Below are 18,513 nucleotides of genomic sequence, written 5' to 3'. Positions count from 1 at the left end.
TTATTTCGTGACGTTTCCGTTGACAATTGAATGTCAATTTTGGTAAGTTATTAATAGATTTAGCACTCGAAGACAAAGAGTGCTAACAGAGGTGATGATGAGATGCTTACGGAACGTCAGCTCTTAATTTTACAAACAATTGTTGATGACTTTATTGGATCAGCGCAACCAGTTGGTTCGAGGACGTTGGCTAAGAAAGATGAAATTACGTTTAGTTCAGCTACTATTCGAAATGAAATGGCTGATTTAGAAGAATTAGGATTTATTGAAAAAACGCATAGTTCTTCTGGGCGTGTTCCTTCTGAAAAAGGATACCGATTTTATGTAGACCATCTTTTAGCGCCGCAAAACTTACCGACCGATGAAATTGTACAAATTAAAGATTTATTTGCTGAAAGAATTTTTGAAGCAGAAAAAATTGCACAACAATCAGCTCAAATTTTATCAGAGCTTACGAATTATACGGCCATTGTTCTTGGTCCTAAATTGAGCACAAATAAACTTAAAAATGTACAAATTGTACCGCTTGATCGTCAAACAGCAGTCGCTATTATTGTAACAGATACAGGGCATGTGCAAAGTAAAACGATTACCGTTCCGGAATCTGTTGATTTATCAGATTTAGAAAAAATGGTTAATATTTTAAATGAAAAGCTATCTGGTATACCTATGGCAGAACTTCATAATAAAATCTTTAAAGAGATTGTTACAGTCTTGCGTGGGTATGTTCATAATTACGATAGTGCAATAAAAATGTTAGATGGTACATTTCAAGTCCCTTTATCGGAAAAGATATACTTTGGAGGAAAAGCAAATATGCTTTCGCAACCAGAGTTCCATGACATTCACAAAGTAAGATCTTTGCTGACGATGATTGATAATGAGGCTGCGTTTTATGACATTTTGCGTCATAAACAAGTCGGAATTCAAGTGAAAATTGGTAGAGAAAATTCTTCTACGGCAATGGAGGATTGCAGTTTGATTTCTGCAACGTATTCGATTGGAGAAGAGCAACTTGGAACAATTGCAATTTTAGGTCCGACGAGAATGCAATACTCTCGTGTAATTAGTTTACTGCAGTTATTTACAAGACAATTTACAGACGGACTTAAAAAGTAAATGAGAGTAATACATTCGCTCAAGTGATGAAATTTTCATTGCTGTGTGTAATATATAATGCTTAGGTAATCGTGCTAAGCATGATACCTAATACCTTTTAAGGAGGTGAAAATTGTGGAAGAGCGTAACGAACAAGTGGTAGAAGAAGTGAAAGAAGCGCAAGTTGAAGAAGCTGTCACGCCAGAAAACAGTGAAAAAACTGTAGAAGAAGAAAGTGAGGCTGCTCTTTTACAAGAAAAAGTAGATGAGTTACAAGCGAAACTAACGGAAACGGAAGGTCGCACATTACGTCTACAAGCTGATTTTGAAAATTATAAGCGCCGTGTCCAAATGGATAAACAGGCTGCTGATAAATATAGAGCACAAAGTCTAGTTTCAGATATTTTGCCAGCTCTTGATAATTTTGAAAGAGCGATGCAAGTGGAAGCGACTGACGAGCAAACGAAATCCTTGTTACAAGGTATGGAAATGGTGCATCGTCAATTGCTAGAAGCGTTGACTAAAGAAGGTGTTGAAGCGATTGAAGCTGTTGGTAAACAGTTTGATCCGAATGAACACCAAGCTATTATGCAAGTGGAAGACAGTGAATTTGAATCAAACGCGGTAGTTGAAGAATTCCAAAAAGGTTATAAACTAAAAGACCGTGTGATTCGCCCATCAATGGTAAAAGTAAATCAATAATTTACATAAAAGTAGGAGGATTCGCCATGAGTAAAATTATCGGTATTGACTTAGGTACAACAAACTCTTGTGTAGCTGTTATGGAAGGTGGAGAACCAAAGGTTATCCCAAATCCAGAAGGAAACCGTACAACACCTTCTGTTGTAGCTTTCAAAAATGAAGAGCGTCAAGTTGGGGAAGTTGCGAAGCGTCAAGCAATTACAAACCCAAATACAATCATGTCTGTTAAACGTCATATGGGTACAGACTACAAAGTAGAAGTTGAAGGTAAAGATTTTACACCTCAAGAAATTTCTGCAATCATTTTACAAAACTTAAAAGCTTCTGCTGAAGCATACTTAGGTGAAACAGTAACGAAAGCTGTTATTACAGTACCTGCATACTTTAACGATGCAGAGCGTCAAGCAACGAAAGATGCTGGTCGTATCGCTGGTTTAGAAGTTGAGCGTATCATTAACGAACCAACAGCCGCAGCACTTGCTTACGGTTTAGAAAAACAAGATGAAGAGCAAAAAATCTTAGTATATGACTTAGGTGGCGGTACATTTGATGTATCTATCCTTGAGTTAGCAGACGGCACATTCGAAGTTATTTCAACTGCTGGTGACAACCGTCTTGGTGGAGATGACTTTGACCAAGTTATCATCGATCATTTAGTAGCTGAATTCAAAAAAGAAAATAGCATTGATTTAAGCCAAGATAAAATGGCACTTCAACGTCTGAAAGATGCAGCTGAAAAAGCGAAGAAAGATCTTTCTGGTGTAACACAAACACAAATTTCATTACCATTCATTAGTGCTGGAGCTGCTGGCCCATTACACTTAGAATTAACGTTAACAAGAGCTAAATTCGAAGAAATTTCAGCTGGTCTTGTTGAAAGAACATTAGAGCCAACTCGTCGTGCATTAAAAGACGCTGGTTTTGCTCCAAGCGAATTAGATAAAGTTATCCTTGTTGGTGGATCTACTCGTATCCCAGCTGTACAAGAAGCAATTAAACGTGAAACTGGTAAAGAGCCATACAAAGGTGTAAACCCAGATGAAGTTGTAGCATTAGGTGCTGCAGTTCAAGGTGGCGTACTTACTGGTGATGTAGAGGGCGTTCTATTATTAGACGTAACTCCACTTTCTTTAGGTATCGAAACTATGGGCGGTGTGTTCACGAAACTAATCGAGCGTAACACTACAATTCCGACAAGTAAGTCACAAGTATTCTCAACAGCTGCTGATAACCAACCAGCGGTAGACATTCACGTACTACAAGGTGAGCGTCCAATGTCAGCTGACAACAAAACGTTAGGTCGTTTCCAATTAACAGACCTTCCGCCAGCACCACGTGGAATTCCACAAATCGAAGTAACATTCGATATTGATGCGAACGGTATCGTTAACGTACGTGCAAAAGACTTAGGAACAAGCAAAGAGCAAACTATTACAATCCAATCTTCTTCAGGTCTTTCTGATGAAGAAGTAGATCGTATGGTACAAGAAGCTGAATCAAATGCTGATGCTGACCAAAAACGTAAGGAAGAAGTTGAACTTCGTAACGAAGCTGACCAACTTGTATTCCAAACAGACAAAGTTGTAAAAGATTTAGAAGGTAAAGTAGATGCAGCTGAAGTAGCGAAAGCAACGGAAGCGAAAGAAGCATTACAAGCGGCAATCGAGAAAAACGAACTTGAAGAAATCCGTGTGAAAAAAGATGCTCTTCAAGAAATCGTACAACAATTAACTGTTAAATTATACGAGCAAGCTCAAGCGGCTGCAGGGCAAGCAGAAGGTGCACAAGGAGCACAAGACGCTGGCGCGAAAAAAGATAATGTAGTAGACGCTGAGTTTGAAGAAGTAAAAGAAGACAAGTAATACAGTGAAATAAAATAAGTAAGATGACAAAAAGTCAAAGTCAAGCGTGCCTTGGCTTTGGCTTTTTTCACGAATAAGAAGAAATGTGTGAGGATCTTAAGTTTTTTATTTTGCATACTGTAAGTGAGGAAACTTTGTTGCAAAGCACTTTCTTTCGGTGTTAAAATTACGTTTATGTGAAAGATTCGGGGGTTGCAAATTTATGAATAAACGAGACTATTATGAGGTCCTTGGACTTAGCCAGGGCGCTTCAAAAGATGAAATTAAAAAAGCGTATCGTCGTTTGGCTAAAAAATATCATCCAGACGTAAGTAAAGAAGAAAATGCAATTGAAAAGTTTAAAGAAGTACAAGAGGCATACGAAGTATTGAGCGATGATCAAAAGCGTGCGCAGTATGATCAATTTGGTCACGCTGGTCCGAATCAAGGTTTCGGTGGCGGAGGAGACTTCGGCGGTGGCTTCGGTTTCGAAGATATCTTTAGTTCATTCTTTGGCGGTGGCGGCAGACGTCGTGATCCAAATGCTCCACGTCAAGGTGCTGATTTACAATATCAAGTTACTTTAGAGTTTGAAGAAGCTATTTTTGGTAAAGAATTAAACGTTGAGATTCCAGTGGAGGATCCATGTGATACTTGTAAGGGTAGTGGAGCAAAACCAGGGACTTCAAAAGAAACATGTAAACATTGTTCAGGATCAGGGCAAGTAAGTGTAGAACAAAATACACCATTTGGGCGTATTGTAAACCGTCAAGCTTGTGGACATTGTTCAGGAACAGGTCAAATGATTAAAGAGAAATGTACGACATGCCATGGTTCTGGTAAAGTTCGTAAACGTAAAAAAATCAATGTTAAAATTCCAGCGGGTATCGATAATGGTCAACAAATTCGTGTATCTGGAAAAGGTGAAGCAGGCGTAAATGGCGGACCGGCAGGTGACTTATATGTTGTTGTTCATGTGAGAAATCATGAATTCTTTGAACGCGAAGGGGATCACATTATTTGCGAAATGCCAATAACATTTGCGCAAATGGCACTTGGTGCGGAAGTAGAAGTTCCTACCGTTCATGGCAAAGTGAAGCTGAAAATTCCAGCTGGAACACAAACAGGAACAGAATTCCGCTTAAAAGGAAAAGGTGCTCCGAACGTACGTGGATATGGTCAAGGAGATCAATATGTAGTCGTTCGTGTTGTTGTGCCGACGAAATTAACTTCACATCAAAAAGATTTATTGCGTGAATTTGCAGGGCAAGAAGAGCAGGATGATAGCTTATTCAGAAAGCTTAAACGTGCTTTCAAAGGGGAATAATGGAAATAAAAAATGGAGTTGGTAAATTGTGAAATGGTCAGAAATTAGTATTCATACAACAGAAGAAGCAGTAGAAGCTGTCTCTCATATTTTGCATGAAGCAGGCGCTAGCGGGGTTGCGATTGAGGACCCAGCGGAGTTGACGAAAGAGCGCAAGCAACAATACGGTGAGATTTATGCACTTAACCCAGATGAATATCCAAGTGAGGGTGTTTTGGTAAAAGCATATTTCCCACAAACGGATTCTTTAAACGAAACGGTTGCAGGTGTAAAATCATCTATTGATGCACTACCATCTTTCGACATCGAAATTGGTAAAGGAACTATTACAATTAATGAAGTCGATGAGGAAGATTGGGCTACTGCTTGGAAGAAGTATTATCATCCAGTTCAAATTTCTGATACATTCACAATTGTGCCGACGTGGGAAGAGTATACACCGTCTTCTCCAGATGAAAAAATTATTGAATTAGATCCAGGTATGGCGTTTGGTACAGGGACACATCCAACAACGACGATGTGTATTCGTGCGTTAGAAAAAACGGTTCAGCCAGGTGATACTGTGATTGATGTGGGGACAGGTTCGGGGGTACTTAGTATTGCTGCGGCAAAATTAGGTGCGGCTTCTGTTCAAGCGTATGATTTAGACCCAGTTGCAGTTGAAAGTGCAGAAATGAATGTGCGCTTAAATAAAACAGATGACATTGTCAATGTTGGACAGAATAGTCTATTAGAAGGTATTGAAGGTCCGGTTGATTTAATCGTAGCAAATTTACTAGCGGAAATCATTCTTCTATTCCCTGAAGATGCAGCGAGAGTTGTGAAGCCAGGTGGATTATTTATTACATCTGGTATTATTGGGGCGAAAGAAAAAGTAATTTCTGAAGCGTTAGAAACAGCTGGATTTTCAATTGAAGAAGTACTTCGAATGGAAGATTGGGTAGCAATTATTGCACGAAATGCGTAATATAGATTTTAGTCTATAAAGAACAGGGGAGTCTCTCACCGTATAAGGTGAGGGACTTACCGTTTGTTATATGAAAATGATAACGTTTCGTTCTTTTCGTAAGTGTTGACTTACGAAAGGAACGAAACTCTACTAAGGTGATTATATGCAACGTTATTTTGTAGAAGAGAAATATGTAAATGAGACAAGTATTCGCATAATGGGTGATGATGTCCATCATATCGCAAGAGTGATGCGTATGTCAGCTGGTGACCACATTTATTGCTGTGTAAATGGTAAAACAGCAGAGTGTTCAATTGCTGAAATTACCAGTGAATTTGTGGATACCACTATTGTAGAATGGGTAGAGGCGTCAAGCGAACTTCCCGTGTTCGTGACGATTGCAAGTGGACTGCCGAAAGGAGACAAGCTAGAGTTAATTTTTCAAAAAGGAACTGAGCTTGGGGCAGCTGCATTTTTACCATTTCAAGCATCTCGATCTATTGTAAAGTGGGATGCGAAAAAAGCAGATAAAAAAGTTGAGCGTTTGAAAAAAATTGTAAAAGAAGCTGCGGAACAATCGCATAGAAGTGAAATTCCAGAAGTACACGTTCCCTCATCATTTAAACAACTGCTGTCGATGAGTAGCGAGTATGATGTTTGTCTTGTTGCGTATGAAGAAGAAGCGAAACAAGGTGAGAAATCTAATTTTGCGAAAGCTTTAGCGACGATTAAACCAGGCCAAAAGCTGCTGATTGTATTTGGACCAGAAGGCGGTTTAGCGGAGGAAGAGATAACCGCACTTCGTGAACATAAATTTGTACCATGTAGTTTAGGACCAAGAATTTTAAGAACAGAAACGGCTCCGCTTTATGCGTTAAGTGCCGCTTCTTATCATTTTGAATTGATGGGGTGATAATCAATGGCAACTGTTGCGTTCCACACGTTAGGTTGTAAAGTAAACCACTATGAAACAGAAGCGATTTGGCAATTGTTTAAACAAGGTGGTTATGAAAGAACTGAATATGAAAAAAAATCTGATGTATACGTTATTAACACATGTACAGTAACGAATACTGGAGATAAAAAAAGCCGTCAAGTAATTAGACGTGCTGTACGTCAAAATCCAGATGCGGTAATTTGTGTAACGGGATGTTATGCACAAACCTCTCCAGCGGAAATTATGGCGATTCCAGGTGTAGATATTGTTGTTGGTACGCAAGATCGTGAGAAGATGTTAGGATACATCGAAGAATTCCGTAAAGAGCGTCAACCAATTAATGCTGTCCGCAATATTATGAAAACACGTGTATATGAAGAGCTCGATGTACCATATTTCACGGACCGTACACGTGCATCTTTAAAAATACAAGAAGGTTGTAATAACTTCTGTACATTTTGCATCATTCCTTGGGCGCGTGGTTTAATGCGTTCTCGTGATGGAAAAGAAGTTATTAAACAAGCGCAGCAATTAGTAGATGCGGGCTATAAAGAAATCGTATTAACAGGTATTCATACAGGTGGGTACGGTGAAGATATAAAAGAGTATAACTTAGCTGGATTACTGCGCGATATGGAAGCGGAAGTAGGCGGATTGAAACGCCTTCGTATTTCTTCTATTGAGGCGAGTCAAATTTCTGATGAAGTAATTGAAGTGTTAGATAAATCAGAAGTAGTTGTACGTCATTTGCATATTCCATTACAGTCAGGATCTAATACTGTATTGAAACGTATGCGCCGTAAGTATACGATGGAATTTTTCCAAGAGCGTTTAGATCGTTTGAAAGAAGCGTTACCAGGTCTTGCGATTACATCAGACGTAATTGTTGGATTCCCAGGCGAAACAGAAGAGGAATTCATGGAAACGTACAATTTCATTAAAGAGAATCGTTTCTCTGAATTACACGTTTTCCCTTATTCGAAACGTACAGGTACTCCAGCAGCACGTATGGAAGATCAAGTTCCTGAAGACGTGAAGAACGATCGTGTTCACCGTCTAATTGAGCTATCAAATCAATTAGCGAAAGAGTATGCTTCTAGATTTGAAGGTGAAGTACTTGAAATCATTCCGGAAGAGACATTTAAAGATGGTGACCGTGAAGGTTTATATGTAGGTTATACAGATAACTACTTAAAAATTGTGTTTGAAGGATCTGAAGAATTGATTGGTAAGCTAGTAAAAGTGAAAATTACAAAAGCTGGTTATCCATATAACGAAGCGCAGTTTGTTCGTGTTCTTGAAGATGATGTAAAAAAAGAATCAGCAAGCGCATAAAATGAAACTTTAATCAGTGGGGGATTTTGTTCATTCACGCTGATTATCAGCCTGACCCCACCTAAGTTCTTTGCTTTCGCTGAATTTTGAGGTGGGGGTCTTACTGTCCTGGCAAATAGCGGGATAAAAAGCATGCAAACGGAAACAATTTGCATGCTTTCTTTTTTTTTTTGGAGAAGTTAAGTACTGAAAAGGCAGGTACGTTGAATGAGTAGTTATTTAATGCTTTCTTGTATTAAAAAAGGTGTAATGATAAAAAATATAGTTGTCTTCAGGGGAAAAGGATAATAGCTATCTACATAGCTTTTGAACAGGTAAGGGCATCTATTCTTCTTTTATTCTGCCAAATAGTTGACCTGAAGTGATAAAATGTATTATAATCGTAAAAGACATGCTGAAGAAGGGTTTCTTTTTGCATGCTGAAATTAGTATGTAAGTGTGATGTTTCGGAGGGAGGGAAAGAGAATGTCAAAAACAGTCGTTCGTAAAAACGAGTCTTTGGAGGATGCACTTCGCCGTTTTAAAAGATCGGTTTCTAAAACTGGTACACTTGCTGAAGCAAGAAAGCGCGAGTTTTATGAAAAGCCAAGTGTAAAACGTAAGAAGAAATCTGAAGCGGCAAGAAAGCGTAAGTTCTAAGAGAGGGTGTAAGTTATGAGTCTTCTCGGTCGTTTAAACGATGATATGAAACAAGCGATGAAGAATAAACAAAAAGAAAAATTAACCGTTATTCGTATGGTTAAGGCTGCTTTACAAAATGAAGGTATTAAACTGCAACATACTCTTACTGAAGAAGAGGAATTAACAGTTTTAGCTCGTGAAGTAAAACAGTATAAGGACTCCCTCCTTGAATTTAAAAAAGCTGGTCGTGAAGACCTTGTTGATAAACTGCAAAGTGAAATTCAGATTTTAAGCGCATATTTGCCGGAGCAATTAACGGAAGAAGAACTAGCGGATATAATTAAGCAAGTTATTTCTGAAGTTGGTGCTACATCTAAAGCAGATATGGGTAAAGTGATGACTGCTGTTATGCCGAAAGTAAAAGGTAAAACAGACGGATCACTTGTGAATAAGCTGGTTATCCAGCTATTAGCATAAAAAAGCGTCTCATTTCGTATGAGACGTTTTTTTATGCTTTTTTCAGTTTGGACGTGATATTACAAGCTCTTTTTTCATACATATGGGATGAGAGGGGGTCTTTTGAGATGAAAAAAATAGAACAAATGAAGAATTGGTTAACGAAGCAAATAGACCTGCCAGTGGATGTGTTAATGGATCTACCTCGGATTACGCTTGTTGGGCAAGTACATATCTATATAGAAAATCATCGAGGATTATTAGTGTTTTCAGATAAAGAGGTAAGATTGCTATTGAAACATGGTCAATTATTAATTAAAGGTCAATCCTTTGTTATTAAAACAATCCTTCCAGAAGAACTGTTGCTTGAAGGGATTATTGAACAAGTGACGTTTTTAGAAAATGAAAAGAAAGAGGAGTGAGGAGAAACTTCCGTTTGTGGAGTTTTTCTTCGTTACCTTGTATTAACAGGCGGTAACGTTCTGGCCTCAATATTCGGTTCGTACAAAGAGGATAGGTGGGAATTGAGTTCCACGTAAAAAATTGGCTCGTGAAGGTTAATAATTAGTGAGGATCAAGGAATCTGCTAATTAAAATTTTAGTACGAGCTAGTTTGATAATCGAATTGAAAAGTAGTGTATCTACTTTTAGAAAGGTAGTGGAGATAGTCGATGAAAAATAAATGGTTTATAAAATGGCTTGGGTATGTAAAGGTGCGAATTGAAGGTAGAGGAGCGGAACGCTTTGTTAACGAGTGTGTGCGGAAGAAATTACTCGTTTGGGATGTAAAGAAGATAGCTGATGAAACGTTAGTTTTTTGTATGTTATTACGAGATGTGAAAAAGATAAAACCAATTTATAGAAAAAATGAATGTAAATTATATTTTATTGGACGTTACGGTTTTCCTTTTTGGAATAAGCGTGTAATTAAAAATAGTGGATTTTTAATTGGGTTTTTAATATTTTTTTTCGGAATGATCGCATTGTCAAATATGGTGTGGAAAATTGAAATTACAGGAGCAAAACCTGAAACAGAATATATATTGATGAAAGAATTGGACAAAATGGGTATAAAAAAAGGTAAATTACAATTCCAAATGCCGAGTGTAGAAGATGTTCAACGTCATTTGACAGACAATATTAATGCGATTACTTGGGCGGGATTAGAAATAAGAGGGACAACATATCATTTTAAGATTGTTGAAAAAAATGAACCGAAAAAAGAAAGTGAACAACAGCCACAAAACTTAGTAGCAAAAAAAGAAGGGATTATTACAAAAACATTTGTGGAAGTTGGGAAGCCGGTTGTCATGAAAAATGACCATGTAGAAAAGGGGCAACTTCTCGTATCCGGGATGTATGGTAATGAGGAGAATCCGACAGTTGTTTCGGCTAAAGGGATTGTATATGGAGAAACGTGGTATAAATCTGAGGTGGATGTTCCGTTAAAGACACAATTTCAAGTGTATACTGGTAATTCATACAATGAACATTTCCTTAAATTTGGGAGTACTAAAATAAAAATATGGGGATTTCTAAAGGATAAGTATAAGCGCTCTCGTACTGAAAGTGTAAAACATGATGTGAAATTATTTGGATTTACATTACCAATTGCATACGAGAAAGATATTGTACGAGAAGAGGAAGAAGCGAACCGAGAATATACCGAAAAACAAGCAATGAAAGTAGCGAAAGAGATGGCAGAAAAAGAACTGAAGAAAAAATTGGATGAACATGCTATGATTGTAAGTGATAACATTTTGAGTAAAGAGGTTGAGGCGGATCACCTAAAGGTCACATTACATTATACAGTGATTGAAAATATTGCAGAGCCACAACCAATATCTGAATCCGATATTCAAGGAGACTGAGTAATGGCAGAACAATTAGTAGAAATGAACCAACAATTGGAAAATCCCAACGAAGCAATCGCTCTTTTTGGGGTAAATGATGCTCATTTAAAAGTAATTGAACGAGAACTTAGTGTATCGATTGTGACTAGAGGAGAATCTGTTCGTGTATCTGGGGCAGATGAAACTGTGGTGCTCGTAGAAAAAATTTTACAACAGTTACTTGTTGTTATCCGTAAAGGTGTATCAATTTCGGAAAGAGATGTTGCGTATGCGATTCAGCTTGGGCAACAAGGGAAAATTGCTCAATTCGAAGAATTATATGAAGAGGAAATTTTTAAAACGGCAAAAGGTAAATCCATTCGTGTGAAAACGATGGGGCAAAGACGATATATTCATGCAATGAAAAAGAATGATATTGTATTTGGGATAGGACCTGCTGGGACAGGAAAAACATACTTAGCCGTAGTAATGGCTGTGAGAGCTTTAAAGCAAGGGTATGTAAAGAAAATTATTTTAACAAGACCTGCTGTAGAAGCTGGAGAGAGCTTAGGGTTTTTACCAGGTGATTTGAAAGAAAAAGTAGATCCGTATTTACGTCCACTATATGATGCGTTACATGATATTCTTGGACAAGAATATACACAACGTATGATGGAACGTGGTGTAATTGAAATTGCACCTCTTGCTTATATGAGAGGGCGTACTCTTGATGATTCATTTGTTATATTAGATGAGGCGCAAAATACAACTGGTGTTCAAATAAAAATGTTTTTAACACGATTAGGTTTTAGTTCTAAAATGGTTATTACGGGGGATCCCTCACAGGTAGACTTGCCAAAAGGGGTAAAGTCAGGTCTTTCTATTGCTGCTAATATTTTATCTGGTGTATCAGGTCTTTCGTTCATAACACTGGAACAAACAGACGTTGTGAGACACCCATTAGTGCAACGTATTATTGAGGCATATGATAAAATGGAATGATCCTATTTGTCAGGATCATTTCTTTTTGTATGATAAGGTTGGCGAATGACATATTTTTTACTATCATTAAAGACGAGGGAAATAAACTATAGGTGATAGTGGATAAAAATGTTGTCCAAAAAGTATCGTTACCTAGAAGAAATGAAAGCTATAAATAGTTTCACTTTATTTCTGGAGAGGAGAAGGTATTGAAATCATGTCAAGATCTCAAGAAATTTCTAAGTGGTTTCGTAATTTACAACATTCGAAAAAACTAAGTTGGATTTCTTACGTTTTATTAGGGGCAGTGCTGTTTTTTGCACTTATGAATAATGTAAAACCAGAGCAATTAGATGTTACAACATATTCTATTGCGAAAAAAACAATCCATTCTCCTATTAAAATTGAAGATAAAGTTACAACGGACAAAAAGAAAAAAGAAGCCGCTACAAAAGTTGAAGATCAATATACATATAAAAGTGAGTATAAACAAAATAAAGTGGATATTGTGAATGACGTCTTTGCTAAAGTAGATGAAGTGATACAAGAGATTAAAGCGGTTGGACCGGATGAGCAAAAAAAGATTACTGATGCTGAAAAAGTGGACAAGTTGAAAAAAAAATTGCCTACTGATTTAACGAAAGAATTATCTGATTCAAACTTACTAAACTTAATTAATGCGGATTCGAACCAATTAGTATTAGCGAAAGATGCAACAGTTACAGCTATTAATAGTATCATGACTGAGCATGTTAAAATGGATGAATTGAAGGATGCGAAGGAACGATATGTAAGTGAGATGAATAGTGTTAATGTTGATAATGGTTTAAAGGAATCTATTAAGGCGTTAGGGAAATATGCGATTTCTGCAAACTATTTTTATGATCCGACCTTAACAAAAGAGAAGAGAAAAGCGGAAGAAGATTTAGTTCCACCTGTTTATATTCTTCAAGGGCAAGTCCTTGTTAGAGAAGGTGAAACGATTTCAAGTGATATGTACAATCAGTTGAAATTAGTTGGCCTGTTAGAAAAAGGGAACAGTTTTCAACCCTATGTTGGGTTAGCGGTACTCATTGGTGTGCTATTGTACTTTATGCATAAGCAGTTTGAAGTGTTTTTACAGCGGAAAAGAGAAGATAGGCCGTATGTCTTAGCGTATATTACAATTTTGTCTATCACGATTGTTTTAATGAAAATCATTAGTTTGTTTCAAAAGCTTGAGTATGCAGGAATCGCGTATGTTGTTCCAGTTGCAATGGGAACAATACTTGTAAAATTAATGATTGGTGATCGATTTGTATTTTTAACGAGTATGATCTTTTCTGTATGCGGAAGTATTATGTTTAATGAAGGTGTAACGAGTACACTGAATTATAGTGTGGGGATTTATGTTTTATTAAGTTCATTATCAGTTAGTATTTTCTTGAGAGAAAAAAATCGTCGTACGATGATTTTACAAGCTGGTATACTCGTTTCTGTATTAAATGTAGTCGTATTAGCGGCTTTGCTATTATTACGTAACGGGAATTTTTCGCCTCTTGAAATTGGGGTGCAATTATTAATGGCTGCTGTTTCGGGTATTATCTCTTCTGTTCTAGCTATGGGGATTTTACCGTATTTAGAAAGTGGTCTTGGGATTGTATCGAGTATGAAATTGATGGAACTTTCAAGTCCGAATCACCCGCTTTTGCGTAAAATTTTATTAGAAGCACCAGGTACATATCACCATAGTGTAATGGTAGCTAATCTCTCAGAAGCTGCTTGTGAAGCAGTTGGAGCAAATGGAGTATTAGCACGTGTAGGGGCGTATTATCATGATGTAGGGAAAACGGTACAACCACAGTTTTTTATTGAAAACCAAATGGGTATTGAAAACCCGCATGATAGATTAGACCCTGTAACGAGCAAAGATATTATAATTGCTCATGTAACCGATGGGGTGAGAATGTTAGAAGAACACCATATACCTCAAGAAATTATCGACATTGCTGGTCAGCATCATGGTACAACGTTACTTAAATATTTTTATTATAATGCGATTAAAGAAGATAAAGAGAAATATACGGAGGAAATGTTCCGCTATCCAGGATCAAAAGCAACTTCTAAAGAGTCGGCGATCGTTGGTATTGCTGATAGTGTGGAAGCGGCGGTACGTTCGATGAACCATCCAACACCAGATCAGATTAATAATTTAGTGCAAAGTATTATTAAAGATCGCCTGCAAGATGGTCAATTTAGTGAATGTGATTTGACATTTAAGGAACTACAAATCGTTGGAAAAACGTTATGTGAAACGTTAAATGGTATTTTCCATTCCCGTATTACATATCCGGAACCGCCGGAAGAAAAGGAGAAAGAATGAGTTTATTAATTGATTTTATTGATGAAACAGAAGAAGTGAAAGACGAATATATAAGTTTGATTCGAGGTTTAGTAGAGAAAGCAGCCCAAATGGAGAACATAGAAGAAGGTGCAGAATTATCGGTTACATTTGTAGATAATGAACGTATTCGTGAAATAAACCGTGATTACCGAGATAAGGATCAGCCTACGGACGTTATTTCTTTTGCTATGGAAGAAATGGGAGAAGGCGAAATGGAAATTGTCGGTGCAGAGATGCCGCGTATGTTAGGAGATCTTATTATTTCTATTCCAAGAGCAAAAGAACAAGCTGAAGAATATGGACATTCTTTTGATCGAGAACTTGGGTTTTTAGCACTACATGGCTTTTTGCATTTGCTTGGTTATGATCATATGACAGAAGAAGATGAGAAAGAAATGTTTGGAAGACAAAAAGAAATTTTAGAGGCCTTTGGATTAGGACGATGAAAACAGGAAAACTTTTAGATAGTTTTGGATATGCTATAGCTGGTATATACTTTTGTCTTCGTCATGAACGAAATATGAAAATTCATTATTTAGCCGCAGTCATCGTTATATGCTGCGGCTTTTATTTCCATATTACAACAATGGAATGGATTGTCGTACTTATTGTGATAGGGATTGTAATGAGTTTAGAGATGGTGAATACGGCTATTGAAAAAACAGTAGACTTAGCAACCACCGATATTCATCCGGTTGCAAAAATTGCAAAGGATGTTGCAGCAGGGGCAGTTTTATTATTTGCAATTATAGCTGCTGTAATTGGTGCTATTATCTTTTTACCGTATATGGTATAGTTGCATTCCGAAGCTTTTATTAAGCTTTGGGAGCGCCGTGAAGGCCTTTAATGAAAGAGTGTATCTATTCACATCTATGAACGGAAAGGATGCGGGAATATGAATAGCAAACAATTAATTCAAGAAGCAACCGAAGCGCGTAAACGAGCGTACGTACCATATTCTAAATTTCAAGTAGGTGCAGCTTTACTAACTCAGGATGGAAAAATATATCGTGGATGTAATGTTGAAAATGCATCATATGGTTTATGTAACTGTGCAGAACGAACAGCTTTATTTAAGGCAATTTCTGAAGGGGATAACGAGTTTGTAGCTATTGCAGTCGTAGCGGATACAAAGCGTCCAGTACCTCCTTGTGGAGCATGTCGACAAGTTATGATAGAATTATGTAAACAGGATACGAAAGTATACCTATCAAACTTACATGGTGATGTTCAAGAGACAACAGTCGGAGAATTGTTACCAGGAGCATTTTTAGCGGAGGATTTACATGAATAGAAAAGGTTATAAATCAGGTTTTGTCTCTATTATTGGCAGACCGAATGTTGGGAAATCTACATTTTTAAATCGTATTATTGGCCAAAAAATTGCCATTATGAGCGATAAGCCACAAACAACTCGTAATAAAATTCAAGGTGTATATACAGAAAATGATTCACAAGTAGTTTTCATTGATACACCAGGAATACATAAACCTAAACATAAACTAGGCGATTTCATGGTGAAGATGGCTCAAACGACATTAAAAGAAGTTGATATTGTTTTGTTTATGGTCAATGCAACTGAAGGATATGGTCGTGGTGAGGAATTTATTATTGAGAAATTACAAGAAACGAAACAACCGGTATTTTTGGTAATTAATAAAATTGACCAACTTCATCCAGAGCAATTGCTGGAGTTGATTGATCAATATCGTAAATTATATGAGTTCGCGGAGATTGTGCCAATTTCTGCATTGGACGGTAATAACGTTGAAGCGTTAATCGGAGCAATTAAAAAGTATTTACCAGAAGGACCGCAATATTACCCGGATAATCAAGTAACGGATCATCCAGAGCGATTTATTATTTCAGAGCTTATTCGTGAAAAAGTATTACATTTAACACGTGAAGAAGTACCGCATTCTGTAGCGGTTGTTATTGATGCAATTCAAAAGCGTGAGGGCGGAGCGGTTTATATAAACGCAACGATTGTTGTTGAACGTGCATCACAAAAAGGAATTATTATAGGTAAGCAAGGGAAGATGTTAAAAGAAGTCGGTAAGAGAGCTCGTTTTGACATTGAAGCACTTCTTGGTTCTAAAGTATTTTTAGAAGTATGGGTGAAAGTGCAAAAAGATTGGCGTAATAAGATGTCACAGCTTCGTGACCTTGGTTTCCGTGAAGACGAGTATTAATATGAAGTAAAGTTGTGATCAGTGGATGTTTTGTTCATCCGCTGATTATTGGTTTTTATGAACCTTGATAAATTAGGAAAAATTTTTCTCACATGAAAATGAACAAAATGGGTCAACTTAATAACAACAAAAGAAATTGGTTTATAGGCTACGCTTATTGAGAAAGGTGGATTCTTATGCTAGATTTTACCTGGAAGTTTTTCTCCAAAACAGGAAGCATTGAAACGTATTTGCTTTTGAAAGAAATGGAAAAAGACGTAAACGATGAGATGGATCAACATGAAGAGGAGTTAGCGCATCTAGACTCTCCAATTTCTTGACCCGTTTTGTTCAAACCTTGGATGGTGACGAACATGTTTCAAAAAGTTGAGGGCATTGTTATCCGTACGACAGATTACGGAGAAACAAATAAGATTGTTACAATATACTCGCGGGAATTTGGTAAGGTAAGTGCAATGGCAAGAGGGGCGAAAAAGCCGAAGAGTCGGTTAGCAGCTATTTCGCAACTTATGACACATGGTCATTTTCTTATTCAAATGGGATCTGGACTTGGAACTTTGCAACAAGGCGAGATTATTTCATCTATGAAAGAAATTCGCGAGGATATATTTTTAACTGCTTATGCATCATTTATTATTGAATTAACCGATAAAGCAACAGAAGATAAGAAGCATAATCCGTATTTATTTGAAATGTTATATCAAACGTTGCATTATATGTGTGAGGGTGTTGATCCAGAAGTATTATCATTAATTTATCAAACGAAAATGCTTCCGGTATTAGGGATGCGCCCGTACTTTGATACATGTGCTATTTGTCATCAAGAAACAGATTTTGTCGCCTTCTCTGTCCGGGAAGGCGGTTTTCTGTGCTCGCGTCATGCGGAGCAAGATCCGTATCGTATTCCGGTGGGAGAGGCTGTTCATAAATTATTACGTCTCTTTTTTCACTTTGATTTACACCGGCTCGGTAATGTATCGGTGAAGGATAGTACAAAAAAACAAATGCGCACAGTATTGAATACATATTATGACGAATATTGTGGGATTTATTTGAAAACAAGGCGTTTCTTGGAACAACTTGATAAGTTTCAAATATAAAAAGGGCCGTATACGGTCCTTTTTACATACTTTCTTTTTCGAATAGCATATTTAGTATATAATATTTAAGAGATAGTATAACTTTTTTCGTTGTGCATTAAAGGTGGTGATTATCATAGAGCTGAATAAACGGCAAGAGCATATCATTCAGATTGTAAAAGATCACGGTCCTATTACAGGGGAGTCAATTGCTGGGCAATTGGGTTTAACACGTGCAACGCTAAGACCAGACTTAGCAATTTTAACGATGGCTGGTTATTTAGAAGCGCGTCCACGTGTAGGTTATTTTTATACGGGTAAAACCGGGGGACAGCTATTATCTGAAGCTGTTAAGAAAATTAAAGTGCAAGATTATCAATCTAGACCGGCTGTAATTGATAAAAATGTATCAGTATACGATGCAATCTGTACTATGTTTCTAGAGGACGTTGGTACATTATTTGTTGTAGATCAAGCTACTTTATTAGTTGGCGTTGTATCTCGTAAAGATTTATTACGAGCTAGCTTAGGAAAGCAGGATTTAACCTCTCTTCCGGTTAATATTATCATGACAAGGATGCCAAACATTGCGATGTGTCGCAGGGAGGATTCTTTATATGATATTGCGATGGAATTAATAGAAAGACAGATTGATGCGATGCCGGTTGTGAAGGATACGAAACAAGGTTTAGAAGTGATTGGACGAATTACAAAAACAAATATTACACGTGCGTTTGTAAATTTAGTAAATAACGAATAAGTGTAATTTGTTTAAAGTGA

The 18,513-nt window shown here is 37.2% G+C and carries 20 protein-coding genes; all 20 read left to right on the top strand.

The features are described from left to right. The first annotated feature begins 102 nt into the window (after window positions 1-102). The 20 genes from hrcA (at window position 103) to LCF45_RS21245 (ending at window position 18,493) form a co-directional block, all read left to right on the top strand. Complete coding sequence (gene hrcA / locus LCF45_RS21340; protein ID WP_002015201.1) at window positions 103-1,119, top strand: heat-inducible transcriptional repressor HrcA; 1,017 nt, start codon at window positions 103-105, stop codon at window positions 1,117-1,119. 114 nt (window positions 1,120-1,233) lie between these two features. Beyond that, entirely contained in the window at window positions 1,234-1,800 is a 567-nt protein-coding gene (gene grpE, locus LCF45_RS21335) for a nucleotide exchange factor GrpE (RefSeq protein ID WP_263894272.1), read from the top strand. 26 nt (window positions 1,801-1,826) lie between these two features. Then, window positions 1,827-3,662 carry a chaperone protein DnaK gene (dnaK, locus tag LCF45_RS21330; protein ID WP_002015198.1) on the top strand — a complete coding sequence of 612 codons (1,836 nt, stop codon included), beginning with the start codon at window positions 1,827-1,829 and terminating at the stop codon, window positions 3,660-3,662. 202 nt (window positions 3,663-3,864) lie between these two features. Then, entirely contained in the window at window positions 3,865-4,968 is a 1,104-nt protein-coding gene (gene dnaJ / locus LCF45_RS21325; protein WP_002129144.1) for a chaperone protein DnaJ, read from the top strand. 28 nt (window positions 4,969-4,996) lie between these two features. Then, window positions 4,997-5,935, top strand: coding sequence for a 50S ribosomal protein L11 methyltransferase (gene prmA, locus LCF45_RS21320; RefSeq protein ID WP_002167655.1), 939 nt, complete (start codon window positions 4,997-4,999; stop codon window positions 5,933-5,935). 145 nt (window positions 5,936-6,080) lie between these two features. Next, complete coding sequence (locus LCF45_RS21315; RefSeq protein ID WP_002015195.1) at window positions 6,081-6,830, top strand: 16S rRNA (uracil(1498)-N(3))-methyltransferase; 750 nt, start codon at window positions 6,081-6,083, stop codon at window positions 6,828-6,830. Between the two features lie 6 nt (window positions 6,831-6,836). Continuing rightward, entirely contained in the window at window positions 6,837-8,189 is a 1,353-nt protein-coding gene (gene mtaB, locus LCF45_RS21310) for a tRNA (N(6)-L-threonylcarbamoyladenosine(37)-C(2))-methylthiotransferase MtaB (protein WP_002015193.1), read from the top strand. A 465-nt stretch (window positions 8,190-8,654) separates the two neighbouring features. Beyond that, entirely contained in the window at window positions 8,655-8,828 is a 174-nt protein-coding gene (gene rpsU, locus LCF45_RS21305; RefSeq protein ID WP_000048061.1) for a 30S ribosomal protein S21, read from the top strand. Between the two features lie 15 nt (window positions 8,829-8,843). Then, the gene (locus tag LCF45_RS21300) at window positions 8,844-9,287 is read left to right on the top strand and encodes a GatB/YqeY domain-containing protein (RefSeq protein ID WP_000054578.1); all 444 of its coding nucleotides are present in this window, start codon (window positions 8,844-8,846) and stop codon (window positions 9,285-9,287) included. A 107-nt stretch (window positions 9,288-9,394) separates the two neighbouring features. Continuing rightward, a complete protein-coding gene (yqfC, locus tag LCF45_RS21295; protein ID WP_002067170.1) occupies window positions 9,395-9,688 on the top strand; it encodes a sporulation protein YqfC in 294 nt (97 codons plus the stop codon). 249 nt (window positions 9,689-9,937) lie between these two features. Next, window positions 9,938-11,137, top strand: coding sequence for a sporulation protein YqfD (gene yqfD / locus LCF45_RS21290; protein ID WP_002184946.1), 1,200 nt, complete (start codon window positions 9,938-9,940; stop codon window positions 11,135-11,137). Between the two features lie 3 nt (window positions 11,138-11,140). Continuing rightward, window positions 11,141-12,100 (top strand): PhoH family protein, encoded by a 960-nt coding sequence (locus tag LCF45_RS21285; protein ID WP_002015189.1) that lies wholly within the window; start codon window positions 11,141-11,143, stop codon window positions 12,098-12,100. 196 nt (window positions 12,101-12,296) lie between these two features. Then, window positions 12,297-14,441, top strand: coding sequence for an HD family phosphohydrolase (locus LCF45_RS21280; protein WP_002015188.1), 2,145 nt, complete (start codon window positions 12,297-12,299; stop codon window positions 14,439-14,441). Continuing rightward, entirely contained in the window at window positions 14,438-14,908 is a 471-nt protein-coding gene (gene ybeY / locus LCF45_RS21275) for an rRNA maturation RNase YbeY (RefSeq protein ID WP_002088675.1), read from the top strand. Before LCF45_RS21280 ends, ybeY begins: the two co-directional genes overlap by 4 nt. Beyond that, window positions 14,905-15,258 carry a diacylglycerol kinase family protein gene (locus LCF45_RS21270; protein WP_002129138.1) on the top strand — a complete coding sequence of 118 codons (354 nt, stop codon included), beginning with the start codon at window positions 14,905-14,907 and terminating at the stop codon, window positions 15,256-15,258. Before ybeY ends, LCF45_RS21270 begins: the two co-directional genes overlap by 4 nt. A gap of 99 nt (window positions 15,259-15,357) precedes the next feature. Next, on the top strand, window positions 15,358-15,756 hold the full coding sequence (locus LCF45_RS21265; RefSeq protein WP_002015184.1) for a cytidine deaminase: 399 nt from the start codon (window positions 15,358-15,360) through the stop codon (window positions 15,754-15,756). Further along, window positions 15,749-16,654 (top strand): GTPase Era, encoded by a 906-nt coding sequence (gene era, locus LCF45_RS21260; protein WP_002088672.1) that lies wholly within the window; start codon window positions 15,749-15,751, stop codon window positions 16,652-16,654. Before LCF45_RS21265 ends, era begins: the two co-directional genes overlap by 8 nt. Before the next feature lie 176 nt (window positions 16,655-16,830). Next, window positions 16,831-16,974 carry a YqzL family protein gene (locus tag LCF45_RS21255; RefSeq protein WP_000883924.1) on the top strand — a complete coding sequence of 48 codons (144 nt, stop codon included), beginning with the start codon at window positions 16,831-16,833 and terminating at the stop codon, window positions 16,972-16,974. A gap of 33 nt (window positions 16,975-17,007) precedes the next feature. Next, window positions 17,008-17,754 (top strand): DNA repair protein RecO, encoded by a 747-nt coding sequence (gene recO / locus LCF45_RS21250; protein ID WP_002129136.1) that lies wholly within the window; start codon window positions 17,008-17,010, stop codon window positions 17,752-17,754. A gap of 106 nt (window positions 17,755-17,860) precedes the next feature. Continuing rightward, window positions 17,861-18,493 (top strand): transcriptional regulator CcpN, encoded by a 633-nt coding sequence (locus LCF45_RS21245; protein WP_002015181.1) that lies wholly within the window; start codon window positions 17,861-17,863, stop codon window positions 18,491-18,493. Window positions 18,494-18,513 lie beyond the last annotated feature (20 nt).

Origin of the sequence: Bacillus sp. 41-22 (genome assembly GCF_025809295.1) — a bacterium.
In the GTDB taxonomy this organism is placed as follows: domain Bacteria; phylum Bacillota; class Bacilli; order Bacillales; family Bacillaceae_G; genus Bacillus_A; species Bacillus_A mycoides.
This window is presented reverse-complemented; position numbering and strand designations above follow the sequence as displayed.